The 15,967-nt window shown below is 57.6% G+C and carries 11 protein-coding genes; 10 read left to right on the top strand and 1 reads right to left on the bottom strand.

The features are described 5' to 3' along the window. Positions 1–173 precede the first annotated feature (173 nt). Positions 174–626: a hypothetical protein gene (locus tag QA596_09325; protein MDG5767664.1), complete on the top strand. Its 453-nt coding sequence runs from the start codon at positions 174–176 to the stop codon at positions 624–626. A gap of 129 nt (positions 627–755) precedes the next feature. On the opposite strand, the gene QA596_09320 is transcribed toward QA596_09325, so the two are convergent. After that, entirely contained in the window at positions 756–3,929 is a 3,174-nt protein-coding gene (locus QA596_09320; GenBank protein ID MDG5767663.1) for a prolyl oligopeptidase family serine peptidase, read from the bottom strand. 481 nt (positions 3,930–4,410) lie between these two features. Between QA596_09320 and QA596_09315 the strand changes: the two genes are divergently transcribed. The 9 genes from QA596_09315 (at position 4,411) to tpiA (ending at position 15,894) form a co-directional block, all read left to right on the top strand. Beyond that, the gene (locus QA596_09315; GenBank protein MDG5767662.1) at positions 4,411–5,172 is read left to right on the top strand and encodes a dienelactone hydrolase family protein; all 762 of its coding nucleotides are present in this window, start codon (positions 4,411–4,413) and stop codon (positions 5,170–5,172) included. A gap of 34 nt (positions 5,173–5,206) precedes the next feature. Further along, complete coding sequence (locus QA596_09310; GenBank protein ID MDG5767661.1) at positions 5,207–6,859, top strand: acetolactate synthase large subunit; 1,653 nt, start codon at positions 5,207–5,209, stop codon at positions 6,857–6,859. 308 nt (positions 6,860–7,167) lie between these two features. Further along, on the top strand, positions 7,168–8,295 hold the full coding sequence (locus tag QA596_09305; protein MDG5767660.1) for an ATP-binding protein: 1,128 nt from the start codon (positions 7,168–7,170) through the stop codon (positions 8,293–8,295). Between the two features lie 225 nt (positions 8,296–8,520). Further along, entirely contained in the window at positions 8,521–9,894 is a 1,374-nt protein-coding gene (locus tag QA596_09300; protein MDG5767659.1) for an NAD-dependent succinate-semialdehyde dehydrogenase, read from the top strand. Between the two features lie 233 nt (positions 9,895–10,127). Then, complete coding sequence (locus QA596_09295; GenBank protein MDG5767658.1) at positions 10,128–11,375, top strand: agmatine deiminase family protein; 1,248 nt, start codon at positions 10,128–10,130, stop codon at positions 11,373–11,375. 70 nt (positions 11,376–11,445) lie between these two features. Beyond that, the gene (locus QA596_09290; GenBank protein ID MDG5767657.1) at positions 11,446–11,841 is read left to right on the top strand and encodes a rhodanese-like domain-containing protein; all 396 of its coding nucleotides are present in this window, start codon (positions 11,446–11,448) and stop codon (positions 11,839–11,841) included. A gap of 323 nt (positions 11,842–12,164) precedes the next feature. Next, positions 12,165–13,661 carry an Asp-tRNA(Asn)/Glu-tRNA(Gln) amidotransferase subunit GatB gene (gene gatB, locus QA596_09285; GenBank protein ID MDG5767656.1) on the top strand — a complete coding sequence of 499 codons (1,497 nt, stop codon included), beginning with the start codon at positions 12,165–12,167 and terminating at the stop codon, positions 13,659–13,661. Continuing rightward, positions 13,658–15,127 (top strand): hypothetical protein, encoded by a 1,470-nt coding sequence (locus QA596_09280; GenBank protein ID MDG5767655.1) that lies wholly within the window; start codon positions 13,658–13,660, stop codon positions 15,125–15,127. The genes gatB and QA596_09280 overlap by 4 nt, the downstream gene beginning before the upstream one ends. Next, positions 15,124–15,894 (top strand): triose-phosphate isomerase, encoded by a 771-nt coding sequence (gene tpiA, locus QA596_09275; protein ID MDG5767654.1) that lies wholly within the window; start codon positions 15,124–15,126, stop codon positions 15,892–15,894. Before QA596_09280 ends, tpiA begins: the two co-directional genes overlap by 4 nt. The last annotated feature ends 73 nt before the right edge of the window (positions 15,895–15,967 follow it).

The following is a 15,967-nucleotide window of genomic DNA, read 5'->3' as shown; positions in this document are numbered from 1 at the left end:
GGACCTTGTCAAAACGGATGGGGCGGAGCGATGTATCCTGTTATCACTCGGGAGTTCCCGGGCGATGAATGATGGTTTCAAGCATAACAGGCAACCGGAGCCTGAAACAAAAACAGCTCGATCTCTTCCGGAATAGATGGAGACCGGCGACAAACAAAAAAAAATGGGGAGTTATGAAAAGGATGATGCTATCTGCCACCATGATTATCGTGGTGCTTTTTTTGACCGGATGTTACCATGCGCAGGTCACAACCGGGCTGCCGGAATCCGGAGAGGTGCATACGGAGAATTGGCATTCCACGCTGATAAACGGGCTGATAACGCTCGACGATGCCATCGAAGCACAGCGCTATTGCAGCGACGGTGTCGCAAAGGTAGAAACCAAACTGTCTTTTTTGAATCAGGTTGTGGCGATCCTGTCATTCAGTATCTATACGCCGATGACGATCGAAATCACCTGCGCGGCATCCTCGGATCGTTATGCATTCGGCAGTGATGGTGAGCCGATGGAAGCACATGTAATCCCGGGTTGCGCCGAATCGCAGCAGGAGTGCCTGGCCGCTTTCGAGAAAGCCGCTGCACTGGCTGCCGAGCTGCAGAGCCCGATCTTTCTGAATTTCAGGTAATTTGCTTCGGAGGCGGAACATCAGTGCGTTCCGCCCCGTAGTTTTCCTCCCGGCGTTACTCGCAAGTCACCGGAACGACGCGGACGGTTGGCCTCCCATTCGAATGCGCATCGGGTTCCTCTCACGTCATTACTCGCGAATCAACCGGAATCCGGTGAAAGAGAGCCTGGGCGGCGGACGTGATGCGTCACGCTTGTCGACAAAGTCGATAGCGCTGAATCCGTAAACGGCCGGGGAGGTGTCAGTCGCGTGAACCCCGCGGCTGTTGTCGCCTGTTTTGGCGGTCCCGGTTCCCTTCGCACCGGTATCCACCCACTCCGTTACATTTCCGCCAAGGTCGTATATCTCCGCCTCTCCGACGGTCACGGGACCAAAACTGCCGGCCTGGGTGATGAGTCTGTCGGGTGGCAGCAGATCTGTTTTGCTTCGCAGCAGCTGCACTTCGTCCACGGTGATGTCGTAACCGGCCAGTCGGTTCAGCGTGTTCTGCCGGGCTCCGGCACGGTGCGCTGCCCGGTGCAGGATTTCAGCCTCATCGGCGTTGGGCAGGCGCCAGGTCTGACCGGTATGACCGCTGAGCCAATCGGCGTAGGCCCTGGCCTGATCCACCGTCACATACCGCACAGGGTGATTACCCATGAGGGGATGGAACTCATGCTCGGGATCAAACGCCTGGAACTGCTTGTTGGTGACCTGGAAGCGTCCGATGGCCGACCCTTCCGGGAACCCGCTGTTTCCGTTTTGCGCTGATCCGATCGGCACTACTTCGGGAATCAGTTTGTCGCTGTTGCGGACGCCGTAATATCCGCCGTGGCTGGCCAGGCTGTCACGCTTCAGCAGTTCGGCCAGTGGGCTGTCATCCTTGAAGGCCCGGTTCGGCTCTTCGTAGGTGCCGAACAGATATCGGTCGAACCAGGCGATCTCCTCCTTCAGTTTGCGGGTCTGGTGCGTCAGTTTCTGCAGGCTGTGCGGCTGACCGGGGAACCAAAGGAAACGGACGGGTGCCCGGCCAATCTGTTGAAGCGCACGATAATGCTCCCATCCCTGATCACGCGGCACGGCGCGATCCTCGCTGCCGAAAAAGATAATGGTTGGAGCCCTGACCTGGTCCATCCGGAAGATCGGCGATTTCTCGATGTATGCCGTGTTGTAAAACAGGGCGCCGGTACTGTCCCAGGGCGCTCCGCCGATATAACTTTGGTCGAATCGGACACCGAACATGCAGGTCCCGTAATCGGAGATCCAGTTCACGTTGCCGGCTCCCGCCCCGACCACCCGGAACATCTCCGGATATTCAATCGAAAGCGCGATACTGAGGATGGATCCGTTCGACCAGCCCATCACCCCGAGCGAATCTGTATCGATCTTGCCCTGCTCGTCCAGGGTTTGGATCCCGTTGACGATATCGATCAGTTCCAGCTCATAATAGCGGCCCTTGATCGACTCCACGAACTCCAGTCCGTGGCTGGAAGAGCCGTGGTAATTGGGCATCAGTACAAACGATTCCTTTTGTGACAGGATGTGCGGGAAATAGGCCCAGCTCATATTCCACCAGTCGAGGGTAACGGCGGCGGGTCCGCCGCGAATCGCCACGGTAAGCGGATAACGGCGTTCGGGATCGTAGTTTTCCGGGTAGTAGAGAATGCCGTTTACCTCGGTGCCTTCGGCCCCGGTCCAGCGAAAAATCTCGGTTTTTGCTATGTGCTTGTCCCGCAACCCGCTGTTCAGTTGGAACAGCTCTTTGCCCTCGGAAAGCTGTGCGCTGCGGCGGCGCACATCGAGCTCCCCGATTCGGTACTGCGGCATGGTTGAGGCGGTGGAATGGACGAATACCATGTTCGAATGGTCTTCCGCGATGGCGGCGATAGCCACACGCCCGTTGTGCTTTCCGGCATCTACCTCTCGTTTGCGCCATTCTCCGTTGCCACGACGTTCGTAATGGGCCAGTTTGCGGGTCGGTCCATCGGCCAGCGATGCGAGAACATCATTACCGAGTACATGATAGCCGGAGCCGAGGGCCCAGTCCCAATCCAGCGGGACCTTCACTACACTCAGAGGGCCATCGGGCACTTCGCCGGGTGGCAGAAATCCGAATCGGTCAACGTTGCCGCCACCATTCGGCTCATCGCTTCCCGGCTTCGAACCGGCACCGGCATCTGTGGTACGCCCTTTGCCGGCCTGACGGTTGTCCGCCGTATCCGCATTGCCGGACACCTCCGCTTCCCGATTGTTCGCCTGGCCGATGCGGGCAGGATGGGGTTTGCTGCTAGCTGACTCGGCTTCGGCCCGTGCGTTGGTCGCGTGAGCTTCCATAATCCGCGCAAGCGGTTCATCCTCCGGAATCTCCATATAATAGAGTTCGGAGATACCGGCACCGCTCCACTGGGGGTCGGATGAGGTCACAGCAGAAAAATAGACGCCCCGATTGTCGTCGGTGAATGAGAAGTTTCCGGGGGTCTGCATCCCCTGCAAAATGCGTATTCGTTTGCCGGTTTCAAGGTCCCAGAAAAAGTAGGAGGGGGGCGGATGGGCATCGGCGCCGTAATGGGGGCTGCGGGTGTGCCCGGTTACGGCGAAGCGCCCGTCGTCCGAAACCGCGTAGGTGGAAATCGGGAACAGGTTGTCGGTAAGGCGGCGGACCTGCCGTGAATCCGGATCAAATGAAAAAAGCCGCACAGGTTTGAATGTGACGGTATCTTCGATCACCTGCGTGTTGTCTTCCCGGTCCTTTCGTTCAGTCTCGATAAGCAGGTCGCCCTCATCAGACAGAAAGGTGATGGTGCCGTCCTCGAGCTGCTGAACGCTACGGATCCCTTCGTCAAATTCATGCACCTCATACGGTTCTCCTCCATGGAGATTCATGGCCCACAGTTTGTTGCCGTTATCGCGGGATGAAAGAAAATAGAGCAGATTACCGTCGCGGGAGAAAAAGGGGTTGCGGTCCGACTCTTCGGAGCGGGTCAGGCGTATGGTCAGAAATGAAGCTTCGTCCTCCGAAGAGGCACCAGCGGAGCGGCCGCCGGATGGACTGTTGCCCGCAGTGCGGTCCAGGCGGGTCAGGTACAAGTCCGTGACATTGCGGTCCTTCTCACTTGAATTACGGGTTTTGACCCATGCGATTATTGTCCCGTCGGGGGAAAATGCAAACTGCCCGGCTCGTTCCTGGCTGACGATGTCCTCCGGTGACCAGTGGGAGCCGCCGGCAAAAGCCGAGGGCACGGTAACCGCCGGGGCCATCAGGCCGATGATAAAAAGGGTGAGCAGGAAGAAGCGGGGTTGTTGAAATAAACGGACTGTGGACATTTCTACGCAATTATTTGAATGATAACGGGTTGCATTCATCTTCCGATCGAAGCTGCCGGGAAGCGGAAGGGAAAATATACCGCTTTGATTCCAAAAAAAGGTAATGGATCCGCAACAGGCGATATTCGTCGGCGGCCTGAACCAGAGGCCGGTATGGAGGGGCAGATGGCGTGAGGATTGATTCAGAATCCAGAGCGATACTCTACAAGTTGTCGTTTTACCGGTATCGGAGCGGTTTTGGTGGATGTGTTGCTGTCGGTGAATGATTCCCTGCGCCGCGCGTGTTATTTGTGATATGATACTCACAAGGACCGCCGCATAACTACAGTCGTCCGCGAAACCGGATTGCAGAGACAGCGCCTTGTTCGGTTTGGTCGTCACGGCTCGACAGTTGTCAAGCCGGTACACTGACCACCGGTGGCATCCATAACCGGTTCCCGGTGCGGCGGGCCCGTTACCTACCCATAACCCCATTGAATACATGTTTCAGAATAATGACCACCCTCACCAGGGCCAGCCGGTCCTGGAAAAAGGCAAACCGCTGGATCAGGCGAAAGGAGCCGTAATATTAATACACGGACGCGGCGCTTCGGCCGACAGCATCCTCACGTTGTATGATGAGTTGATGCACCTGGAGGAGTCGGCAGGCGCCCGGAAGGAGGGTGCCGCAGGAGCACGGAAGGAGACAACCGCAGGTTCGCAGGTATCGGCAGCCGATCCGCAAAACGGCGGCGCATCTGTCGCGGATCTGGCGTGGATGGCGCCCCAGGCCGCCAATCACACATGGTACCCCTACCCGTTCATGTCGCCGCTGGAGCAGAACGAACCATGGCTTGAGTCGGCCCTGCAGGTGATGGACGAACTGATTACAAAAGCACTCGGCGCCGGTATCCCCAAAGAGCGCATAGTACTTGCCGGTTTCTCGCAGGGGGCCTGTTTGTCAACTGAATTCGCCGCCCGCAACGCCGATCGCTATGGCGGCGTGGTTGCCCTTAGTGGAGGTGTCATCGGGCCGGATGTCGACTACAGTCGGTACCGGGGGTCCATGAAAAAGACGCCGGTCTTTATCGGTTGCAGCGATATCGACTCGCATATCCCGGAACACCGGGTGCAGGATACCGCCGGAGTGTTTGAAAACCTCGGGGCCGATGTCACCAAAAAGATTTATCCGGGAATGGGGCATACCGTCAATGAGGACGAGCTGCACCATTTTCGGAACATGCTGCACAATCTGCCCGTGTAGCTGCTCAAACCAGAAACCTTGACGCCCGAGAACCATGACCGTAGCCGAACTTTTTGTTCAATGCCTTGAAGCTGAAGGCGTAACCCATATCTTCGGGGTTCCGGGGGAAGAGAACGAAAGCCTGCTGTTCGCCCTGGAGCAATCCGCTATTCAATTTGTCCCGTGCCGGCACGAACAGGGTGCAGCGTTTATCGCCAATGTACACGGACGGTTGACCGGCAGGGCGGGAGTGTGCCTCGGTACGCTTGGCCCCGGCGCCACCAACCTGATTACCGGCGTGGCGGATGCCAACCTGGACAAGGCTCCCCTGGTGGCCATCACCGCCCAGGGTGGCCTCGACCGGCTTCATCACGAAAGTCACCAACGGATCGATATCGTTAACATGTTCCGGCCCATCACCAAATGGAACGCCTCGGTAACCTCCCCCGAAGTAGTCACCGAAATGGTCAGCAAGGCGTTTCGCCTGGCAGAACAGGAGAAGCCCGGCGCCACCCACATCGAGTTATCCGAGGATGTCGCCGATCTGCAAGTGGATGCCGCTCTGAAGCCCATCACACCGAAACGACCACGCCGGCCGGGGTCCGATTACAAGGCGATCCGTAAAACCGTAGAACTGCTTTCTGAAGCCCGAAAACCGCTCATCCTTGCCGGCAACGGTGCTATCCGGAAACTGGCCAGCAAGCATCTGACCGAGTTCGCTCAAAAGCACCGCATCCCGGTCGCTTCGACATTCATGGGCAAAGGCGCGCTCTCCGACCGGTCGCCGTATTCATTGGGCGCCATTGGACTCGGTTTCAAGGATTATGTGGCGGAAGCGTTTGAGCAGGCCGACCTGGTCATGACCGTAGGGTATGATGTGGCCGAATATCCCCCCGAAAAGTGGAATATTGGTGAGGACAAGAAGATCATCCATGTGGATTTTGATCCCGCCGAAGTCTATACCGAATACGACCCCGACCTGGAGGTGACCGGGGATATCTCCGCCGCGCTCTGGGAGTTGAATCTCAAGGAGGATTTGCTGCCAAAGTTGCAGGAACGGTGGTTTGAACCCGTCCGCGACCGTATCCGAACCGATCTGGATCGGTACCGGCTCGATCAGGGAGAGGCCCGAACGGAGCTTACCGTGCCAGGGGCGCTGCACATCATACGTGATGTCATGGAGGATGACGGACTCCTGATCAGTGACGTAGGAACCCACAAAATGTGGATCGCACGCAACTTCCCGACCTATTGTCCGAATGGCTGTCTGATCAGCAACGGAATGGCCAGCATGGGTATCGCGCTGCCCGGAGCGATAGCGGCCTCATTGCATCAGCCGGAGCGCCAGATTGTAGCGGCCATGGGCGACGGCGGTTTTCTGATGAATGCGCAGGAGCTGGAAACCGCCCGGCGGCTCGGCACCGGGTTCATAGTACTGGTGTTCAACGACAACGACTATGGGCTGATCAGCTGGAAACAGCATTTGTCCAGGCAGCGGTCGGTCAGTACCCGAATCGACAATCCCGATTTCCCCGCGTTCGCCCGCAGTTTCGGGGTGGAAGGCCACCGTGCCGAATCCCCCGAACAACTGGAGCAGCTGCTGAAGGAACACCTTGCCCGCCGGTCTGTGGCCGTTATCGAAGTCCCGATCAGCACGCATGTCAATAACGAACTGGTGGACCGGCTCAGGAAGTACCGGGGAGAGTAACAGTCCCGTTCCGGTGAAAACGGAAAGACGACTTCGGGAAAGGCCACGGCTTCTCCCCGGAACTTGCAAGATTCGGTTTGCGCCGATAGCCTCCAGACGATAGCCTCCTGACAGGTTTGCAACGAAGGCCCCGAACCCGGCACAAAATTTTAGTTGGCAATGTTCCATAATCTTCGTTACAATAATTATGTAACGAAGATGTTGTAGTGAAGTGAATGGCCAAAGGGCAATAAGGATGGTTTTTAAACCGAATCAGCGTTTTTGGCACATTTCTGGGGATTCCGGCCTTGATTACAGGAGCTGACACCATGACAAAAAGAGAACCCGGTAATCCGTTTCTGCTAAGCGGTTACATCGACCGGCGCCACTTCTGTGACCGGGAGCAGGAACTGTCGCAATTGCATGATCATTTTCGGAATGAGCGCAATGTTGTCCTCTATTCCTGGCGAAGGATCGGCAAAACCGCGTTGATACAGTGTTTTTTTGATGAGCTGTCCAGGAAAAGGGGCCATGAGCTCATCTATGTGGACCTGCTGGCCACGCGCAGTGCCTCCGATGCGATCCGGGCCATCACCCAGGCCGTTTATCAGTATTTCGGACGGACCGAGCGGGGGTTTACCGCTACCCTGCAGCAGTTGCTGGGGCAGGTCGGAGCCGAAATTCACTTCAATGCATATACGGGGCAGCCATATCTCACTTTCCGGTGGCAGGCACCCCGGCTGCCGGAACAGACCCTCGAGCAGATCGGGGCGTTTCTCGCCGGTCACAAAAAACCGGTCATTATTGGAATCGATGAGTTCCAGCATGTTTCCTCCTACTCCGACAGCAACGGCGAAGCGCTGTTTCGTGCCTGGACGCAGCAATATCCCGAATTGCGGTTTTTGTTCAGCGGAAGTCACCGGGGCATGATGGAATCCATGTTCACACAGAAATCCCGCCCGTTCTACCGAAGCGCACAGCAGATACGCCTTGAACCCATTCCACTGGAAGCGTATGCTGCATTCATCCGGAAGCATTTCAAAAAGCATGAAAAGGAGATCGGATTTCATCATGTCGAAGAGATTTACCGGCAGTGCCGCGGCCAGACGTACGCGATCCAACTGGTCTGTAACAAACTGTTTGCCGGATGCGATAACGTAACCGAAGCCGGGATAATCCGGGTGTTTGATGAAATCATAACCCAGGAGAAACAGGTGTTTTCCGGGTACGGCAAACTGTTGACCGACCGGCAATGGCAAGCCCTGGTTGCCATTGCCAAAGGGGAACCGGTAACAAACCCGCTCTCCAAAGAGTTTGTGCAGGGGCAGGGGCTTGGTGCCACCAGTACGCTGGCGGCATCACTCAAGGCACTTCAGGAGAAGGAGCTCATCATTCAGGATTATGACGGCTACTATGTGCATGACGTACTGCTCTCCCGATGGCTCAAGGACCTGTGAAGGAGGGACTGTCGGCCGGCTGTCCGGCATACCGGCCTACGTCTGGAAGCTGCGGCATACCCATCGTGATCAAACGGAATGCCATCCCGGAATGTTTACGTAGAATAATAGCTTCGGCGATATTCCATAATTCGGCGACGCCCGGATTTTTGGCCATACCTGTACTTCGGCCTTAACCTGAATTTCGGCGATGTCAAAAACCCCAACCCCAAACGAGTTCACACTATGAGTTCCCGTATCGAAGTGACCAATCCGGCATCCGGAAAGACAGTCCGTACTTTCGACACCATCAGCAAAGAGGAGATGTGGCGGGTAGTGGACAAATCGCACGACACGTTTCTGGAGTGGCGCAACACCTCTTTCGAGCACCGAAGCGGCCTCATGAAAAAAGCGGCGGCGCTGCTGCGGGAACGGGCCGATCGATACGGCCGCATCATCACCGGGGAGATGGGAAAAACGCTGGCATCCGCCAGGGGAGAAGTCGAAAAGTGTGCCTGGGTATGTGACTACTACGCCGACAACGCGCGGGAATTTTTATCCGAAGAGCCGGTTGAAAGCGATGCCTCGGAAAGCTTTATTACTTACAATCCACTGGGGCCCGTACTGGCGGTAATGCCCTGGAATTTCCCCTTCTGGCAAGTGTTCCGCTTTGCCGCTCCCGCGCTAATGGCCGGAAACACCGGCCTGCTCAAGCATGCGAGTAACGTTCCGGGTTCGGCGCTGGCCATCGAGGAGGTGTTTCGCGATGCCGGTTTCCCCGAACACGCCTTCCGTACACTGCTGATCAAAACCTCTCTGGTGGAGGAGCTTCTGGAAAGCGACAAGGTGAAAGCGGCAACCCTGACGGGCAGCGGTCCGGCCGGCAGCGCCGTCGCCTCCAAAGCGGGTGAGATGCTGAAAAAGACGGTTCTCGAACTGGGAGGCAGCGACCCCTACATCGTTCTGGAGGATGCCGACATCGACGCCGCCGCGGCCACCTGCGCCACCAGCCGGCTTATCAACGGAGGGCAAAGCTGTATCGCGGCCAAACGCTTCATTGTGGTCGAGGAGGTTCTGGACGCCTTCACCGAAAAATTTGTCGAACACATGCGCGATGCGGTTATGGACGACCCCATGCGCGAAAATGTCACCATCGGCCCCATGGCGCGGGAAGATCTTCGTGACGAACTGCACGAGCAGGTCGAGCGGTCGGTCAGCCAGGGTGCCCGGCTGGTGTTGGGCGGGAAGGTACCGGACCGACCCGGAGCATGGTATCCTCCAACGGTACTCACCGGCGTGACCCCCGGCATGACGGCCTTTGACGAAGAGCTGTTCGGGCCCGTTGCCGCCATTATCTCCGCCAAAGACGAAGCCGATGCGATTCGTCTGGCCAACAACTCGGTTTTTGGTCTCGGTGCCGCCGTTTTCACCGCAGACACCCGGCGCGGCCGCCGCATCGCCGCCGAAGAGCTGGAGGCCGGCTGCTGTTTCGTGAACGAATTTGTCAAATCGGATCCCCGCCTTCCCTTCGGAGGAATCAAAACCAGCGGCTACGGACGCGAGCTGTCACATCTCGGCATCCTGGAGTTTACAAATATCAAGACGGTTTACGTGAAATGAGGTATATTGCCTCGACTTCCCGGCCGGTTCCCAGCCGGGAGGATGCTGCATTGGAAATCCGATCCGGAGAGATTGCCCGGATCGCCATTATTTATTACACCCGATAATGCGAGCGTATCTGCAGCGAAGCTGATGACATGTTCCCTCTGTTTGTGCCGTGTACTGCAAATTTGGCGCGCACCGGAGGGCTAATCCTGTTCCAGCGAAGCTGATGGCGCCTGCAGAAAAATATTATGCCCGGTAAACGTTATTACATGCCCCCCGAATGGGCGCCGCACAAACTCACTCTCATGGCCTGGCCCGACAACCGGGAAACCTGGCCCGGAATCCGGCTGAACCGAGCCGAACATGTCTATGCCGACATCCTGGAAGCTCTCACGCCCCACGAAGAGGTGATGCTGCTGGTCGCCAATGAGGAGGCTCGGCAGGCCGCCGCCTCTCTGCTCCAAAACCGGAATATCGACTGGAACCGGGTCCGGCTCATCCACATGCCGGTCAATGATGTGTGGATACGCGACTACGGTCCGATTTCGCTCCTTCCGTACGACAAAGCCAAATCCACCGGCCGGAGTAATTCGGGCTCATCCCTGTCGGCGGAATCGCGGGGCGGGCCAGACGTAACGGCGATGCCGGGTTTGACCGGGAAGCAAACCGGAGAACAAGCCGGGAGGCAAACCGGAGAACAAGCCGGGAAGCAAACCGGAGAACAAGGCTCGCAGGCCGTATCAGATACCGGCGGGGCGGGAGCCGGTGCGCCGGAAGTGGTACTGTGCGACTGGGAGTACAACGCCTGGGGTGGTAAATACCCCCCGTATGATTTCGACAACGCGGTGCCGGGCAAGCTCGCCCGCCTGCTCAATCTGCCGACAGTCGCACCCGGAATGGTGCTTGAGGGCGGCTCTATCGACGTAAACGGGGCAGGCTGCCTGCTGACCACCGAGTCGGTGCTGCTGAACCCCAACCGAAACCCCGGCCTCGGCAAAGCCGAAATCGAGGAAAATCTGCGCACGTGGTTCGGTATTGAAAAGGTGATCTGGCTGAAAAGCGGACTCCGGGGCGACGATACCGACGGACATATCGATGACCTCGCCCGCTTTGTCTCGGAGAGGGTGATCTTTACTACGGTAACCGACGACACCAGCGACCCCAACTACGAGACCCTGCTTGAGAACTGGAACATCCTGAAGGATGCGACCGACATCCACGGAAACCCGTTTGAAATCGTGGAGCTGCCGCTGCCGCAAACCCGCATCACGGGCACTACGGTCGACGGATCAGATTACGTGCCCGCAAGCTACGCCAATTTCTATATTGCCAACCGGTGCGTGCTGGTTCCAACCTACGATAAACGCTACGACGACGAGGTGCTCCGGATGTTCCAGTCGGTGTTCCCCGACCGGTATATCAAGGATGTGCCCTGCAACGATCTGGTATGGGGACAGGGATCCATCCACTGTGTTACCCAGCAGGTGATCGGATGACAGCCTGCCGTCCCGGCCGCATGAAGTCGCCGGCTTAGCGATTTATTTATAAAAATCCTATCTTTACGCCATGCGAAATCTGATCTGCCGGGCCGCACTGTTTGCCGCCCTTATCACTCTTACTTTCTGCAGTTCGTCGGCACAGGAGTCGTCTTATATCGATATCCGGCCGGGAGAGCTCGAAAAACTGCTGGCCGAACGCGATGTCGTCATCATCGATGTGCGCACACCCGCAGAGTGGGCCGGGGGCACGGTGGAGGGTGCCCTCACCATCAACCTCAGCGACCCTTCGTTCGAGGAACGCGTTACCGCTCTTGACCCCGATGCCGATTACCTGATCTACTGCAATTCCGGCAATCGCAGCCGGGTAGCCTCCCATTTTATGTCCGCCAACGGATTCCGGTCGGTGTTCAACTATGACGGGATGCACACCCAGATACGTCGTGAGCACCAGGCCCTGAAATGATTTTCTCCTGCAATCCAGGTGTTCGGTTACCCGTTTTTTTGTATTTTGGGCCGTTGCTGCACCCGGCGGTGTGCCGGGTATCGATGTTTTATAATCCGTGAACGGCCCCGGCACGTTTTTACCAAGCCCGATACCATTTCCGGATTGCTGTGCGTGCCTGCCGGTTTTCACTGCAAGGTTGTGCGGCGGTACGGGATCTCCCGGCAATTGCCGTGCAGGTGACTTCAGTCGTGCAGGAGCGGCCTCGGATGGCACCCGGCACCGAAACAAGGCAATGGGACCGCAGCCGCTGATTTTTTTTTGATGACAAATCTATTACCGACATGAGCGTGGATACACAATTTGAAACCGTCATAGGACTGGAAGTACACGCGCAGCTTCTTACCGAATCCAAAGCGTTCGCTCCGGTATCCAACCGGTTCGGCGCCTCTCCCAATACGAACGTGACCCCCCTGTGCCTGGGGCATCCCGGCACGCTGCCCGTTCCGAATGAGAATCTGATTCGCTTCGCCGTCAAACTGGGACTGGCAACCAACTGCAAAATCGCGCAGAAATCCATTTTCGCCCGGAAAAACTATTTTTACCCGGACATGCCGAAAGGATATCAGATCTCCCAGTTCGAGACCCCGATCTGTTACGACGGCTATCTGGATATCGAGGTGCCGGCAGACAACGGCCGCCGGGGCGATTCCGCCGGCAACGGCGCATCCGCCACTCAAACCAAACGCATCGGCCTTACCCGTATCCATATGGAGGAGGACGCCGGCAAATCGATTCACGACCAGGATCCGCACAACACCCTCATCGATCTGAACCGTGCCGGAACCCCGCTGCTGGAGATTGTCTCGGAACCGGACATACGGAGTCCGGAGGAAGCCGGTGCCTACATGAGAAAAATCTGGCAGATAGTTCGCTACCTCGGCGTTTGCGACGGCAATATGGAAGAAGGCAGCCTGCGGTGCGACGCCAACGTCTCCATCCGTCCCCGCGGACAAAAGGAGTACGGCACCCGTACCGAAATCAAAAACCTCAACTCGTTCCGCAATGTGGAACGCGCCCTGGCCTATGAGGTGGAACGCCAGAAGGAGGTGCTCCTTTCGGGAGGCAAGGTGGTGCAGCAGACCATCCTGTGGGATCCCAACGAAATGAAAACCCGGCAGATGCGCTCCAAGGAGGAGGCGCACGACTACCGCTATTTCCCCGAACCCGATATCCCGCCGGTTATCGTGACCGACGAGATGCTTGAGGAGATTCTCCTCGAAATCCCGGAACTGCCGGAAGCGCGCCGCAAACGCTACATGGAGGAGTTCAACCTGCCGGATTTCGACGCCTCCGTACTCACCGCCGACCGGCCCATGGCCGACTATTTTGAAGAGGTGACCGGCCTCGGAATTGCGCCCAAACAGGCCTCCAACCTGATGATCACCGAAGTGCGGCGCCTGTTGAATACCCACGGCTGGAATATTGAAGCGTTTCCCGTACGCCCCGAGAGATTGGCCGGGTTGCTCAAACTGCGCGACGACGACAAGATCAGCTCATCGGCCATGCAAACCATCCTCGAAAAAATGGTGGAATCGGATCAGGGCGCCGAAACCCTGGCAGGTGACCTGAACCTGCTTCAGGTGTCCGATACCGGTTTTCTGGAGCCCCTGGCGGATCAGGTTATCCGCGACAATCCCGGAGAGGTGCAACGCTACCGCGACGGAAAGAAAGGCCTCATCGGCTTCTTCGTCGGCCAGATCATGAAACAGTCGCAGGGCAAAGCCAACCCCGGTATGGTGAAGGAACTGATTCAGAAGAAACTGGAGGAGGAAGGATGACCGCTCCCTGTCAGTGTCATGCCGGTCCTGAATATGGCACTATAAACGGCCTTCGGGGCCTCGATGCCCCGCTTAGCCTGCTCGTCCTTTTACTGGTGGCGATTCCCTTGATAACGGTCGCCGGATGCGGCTCTTCCTCCGATACCGATTCGAATGAAGGCGGCCCGGCGGCTCATATCCACGGGACCATTACGGTGGATGAGGCCCTCGACCCGACCCGCGATTTCAGCGGAATCCGGGTCTATGTGCTGGATTACAGCCGTACGGCCGGACCCGATACCCTCTACCGCGCGGTTACCGACCGCGACGGGCATTTCGGCGCCACCGCACGCTCGGCAGAATCGGATATCTACGCCCTCGAAATCCATCGGGGCACCAGGCGCCTTGCCGACACCACCATGGTACTCGCCAGGGGCGACACCGTCCTCATCGAAGGATCGCTTCCCCGTTTTTCGGGATTTGCCGAAATCAGTTCCCAGGAACATGAGGCGCTGCATATCGTCAACCGCCTGGACCGCCAGTTTAACCGTATGATGGCCCTTGCATCGGCCGGCGCGGTTCCCGCCGACACCATCCCGCATTTGATCGACACCTGGAGTGATCTTTTCTGGAACGCCTGGCGTGACCTGCCCGAATCGGTAGCCGGCAAACTCGCCGCAAGGGAATCGCTGCGCTTGCTTCAGCAGCAGGACGACGGCAAGCTGATTCGCCGCTTGCAGGAAGCCGGGGATGTCAGGGAAATCCGGATAGTGGCCTCACAGATCGGTTTCCCGGCGCAGCTCAGGCAGAACGGACTCGATTACGCGCTGGCCTGGGCCGATTCGCTCGAACAACGGAGCGGCGACAGGGACATCAGCCGGCGGCTGGCCATGCACCGCATTGAAGTGTTGTACGACAGCTCGCGCACCGATCTGGCCCGGCAGCATTTGCGCCGTTTTGAAGAGAATTTCGGGGATGATGAAGAGGTCGCCCGCTGGCTCGAAGTCCTGAAATACGACATCGAGCACCTGTACGCCGGTGCCCTGCTGCCCGATTTTGAGCTTGGATTTGCAGACGTGGCCGGCACGGGGATGGCCATTCCCTACACCAGGGACGATCTGCAGGGATCCCCCGCAATGATCGAGGTGGTTCGCCTGGCCGATCGCGAATACCAGAGCAACTACCCCGCGCTGCAGACCATATTCGGACTGTTTCAGAATCGCGGTATCCGGTTTCTGACCATACCCGTAGAAGGCAGTCCGATTGCGGTTAACGCTTTTTATAACGAACGGGGGCAGGACTGGCCCGTGGCATCGGCGGGAGCCTTTGCCGAATCAGACCTTGAGGAGCGCTGGAATATTTATGAAATGCCGGTCCGCTTCCTGATCGACAGTGAAGGGCGGATAGTGCGCAAATTGCACGGCCACAACCTCAACGAACTCATTATTAAAATCGACACATTGCTAACCAACGGAGAAGTATTATGAGATCAATCCTGATTGCAGGTAACTGGAAAATGAACATGGGTCCCAAAGAGACCGCCGACTTTTTTGCGAAGCTGGACGACGCCGCGCAGAAACAGATTGATGGCGTCGAAGCGGCCGTATGCCCGCCGTTTATCTCGCTGCCGGCGGCATTTGACGCCCGCAAGGAGGGCAGCGCCGTCAAGATCGGGGCACAAAATGTCCATTTTGAAAACAACGGCGCGTACACCGGTGAAGTCAGCACCGCCATGCTCAATGAACTGGGCTGCGATTTCGTGATTCTCGGCCATTCCGAGCGCCGCGAATATTTCGGTGAGGATGACGCGATCATCAACAAAAAAACAAAGAAAGCCCTGGGCGACGGTCTGACACCGATCGTTTGTGTCGGCGAAGTGCTCCAGGAGCGCAAGGACGGCAGCCATTTTGATGTAGTCAAGACCCAGACCAAAGGCTCGCTGGCCGGCATCGACGCATCCGACGCCGCGAAGATCGTCATCGCCTACGAACCGGTATGGGCGATCGGTACCGGCGAAACCGCCACACCCGACCAGGCACAGGAGATGCACTCATTCATCCGCCAGGAACTTGCCGGCCTGTTCGGTCAGGAAATCGCCGATGCCATCCGCATTCTCTACGGCGGAAGCATGAAGCCCGATAATGCCGACGAATTGCTGCAAAACCCGGATGTGGACGGCGGACTTATCGGCGGCGCCAGCCTCAAGCCCGACAGCTTCGCCGAACTGGTCGCTATCGCGGCAGGCCGGAAGTAAGCCCGGTTTATTCTGAACCGTCCGGTGCTGCAGGCATAGCTCCGGACGGGTTCGGATGCCCTTCGAATCCCGC

Source organism: Balneolales bacterium ANBcel1 (assembly GCA_029688905.1).
Lineage (GTDB): Bacteria > Bacteroidota > Rhodothermia > Balneolales > Natronogracilivirgulaceae > SLLW01.
Note: the sequence above shows the minus strand (reverse complement) of the source record. Positions and strands in the feature narration are given on the sequence as shown.

Excerpts from the sequence above, each read along its gene's own strand:
- QA596_09305 (MDG5767660.1), top strand. The coding sequence starts at position 7,168 with ATGACAAAAAGAGAACCCGGTAATCCGTTTCTGCTAAGCGGTTACATC.
- QA596_09315 (MDG5767662.1), top strand. The coding sequence starts at position 4,411 with ATGTTTCAGAATAATGACCACCCTCACCAGGGCCAGCCGGTCCTGGAA.
- QA596_09300 (MDG5767659.1), top strand. The coding sequence starts at position 8,521 with ATGAGTTCCCGTATCGAAGTGACCAATCCGGCATCCGGAAAGACAGTC.
- gatB (MDG5767656.1), top strand. The coding sequence starts at position 12,165 with ATGAGCGTGGATACACAATTTGAAACCGTCATAGGACTGGAAGTACAC.
- QA596_09320 (MDG5767663.1), bottom strand. The coding sequence starts at position 3,929 with ATGTCCACAGTCCGTTTATTTCAACAACCCCGCTTCTTCCTGCTCACC.
- QA596_09290 (MDG5767657.1), top strand. The coding sequence starts at position 11,446 with ATGCGAAATCTGATCTGCCGGGCCGCACTGTTTGCCGCCCTTATCACT.
- QA596_09310 (MDG5767661.1), top strand. The coding sequence starts at position 5,207 with ATGACCGTAGCCGAACTTTTTGTTCAATGCCTTGAAGCTGAAGGCGTA.
- QA596_09295 (MDG5767658.1), top strand. The coding sequence starts at position 10,128 with ATGCCCGGTAAACGTTATTACATGCCCCCCGAATGGGCGCCGCACAAA.
- QA596_09325 (MDG5767664.1), top strand. The coding sequence starts at position 174 with ATGAAAAGGATGATGCTATCTGCCACCATGATTATCGTGGTGCTTTTT.
- tpiA (MDG5767654.1), top strand. The coding sequence starts at position 15,124 with ATGAGATCAATCCTGATTGCAGGTAACTGGAAAATGAACATGGGTCCC.
- QA596_09280 (MDG5767655.1), top strand. The coding sequence starts at position 13,658 with ATGACCGCTCCCTGTCAGTGTCATGCCGGTCCTGAATATGGCACTATA.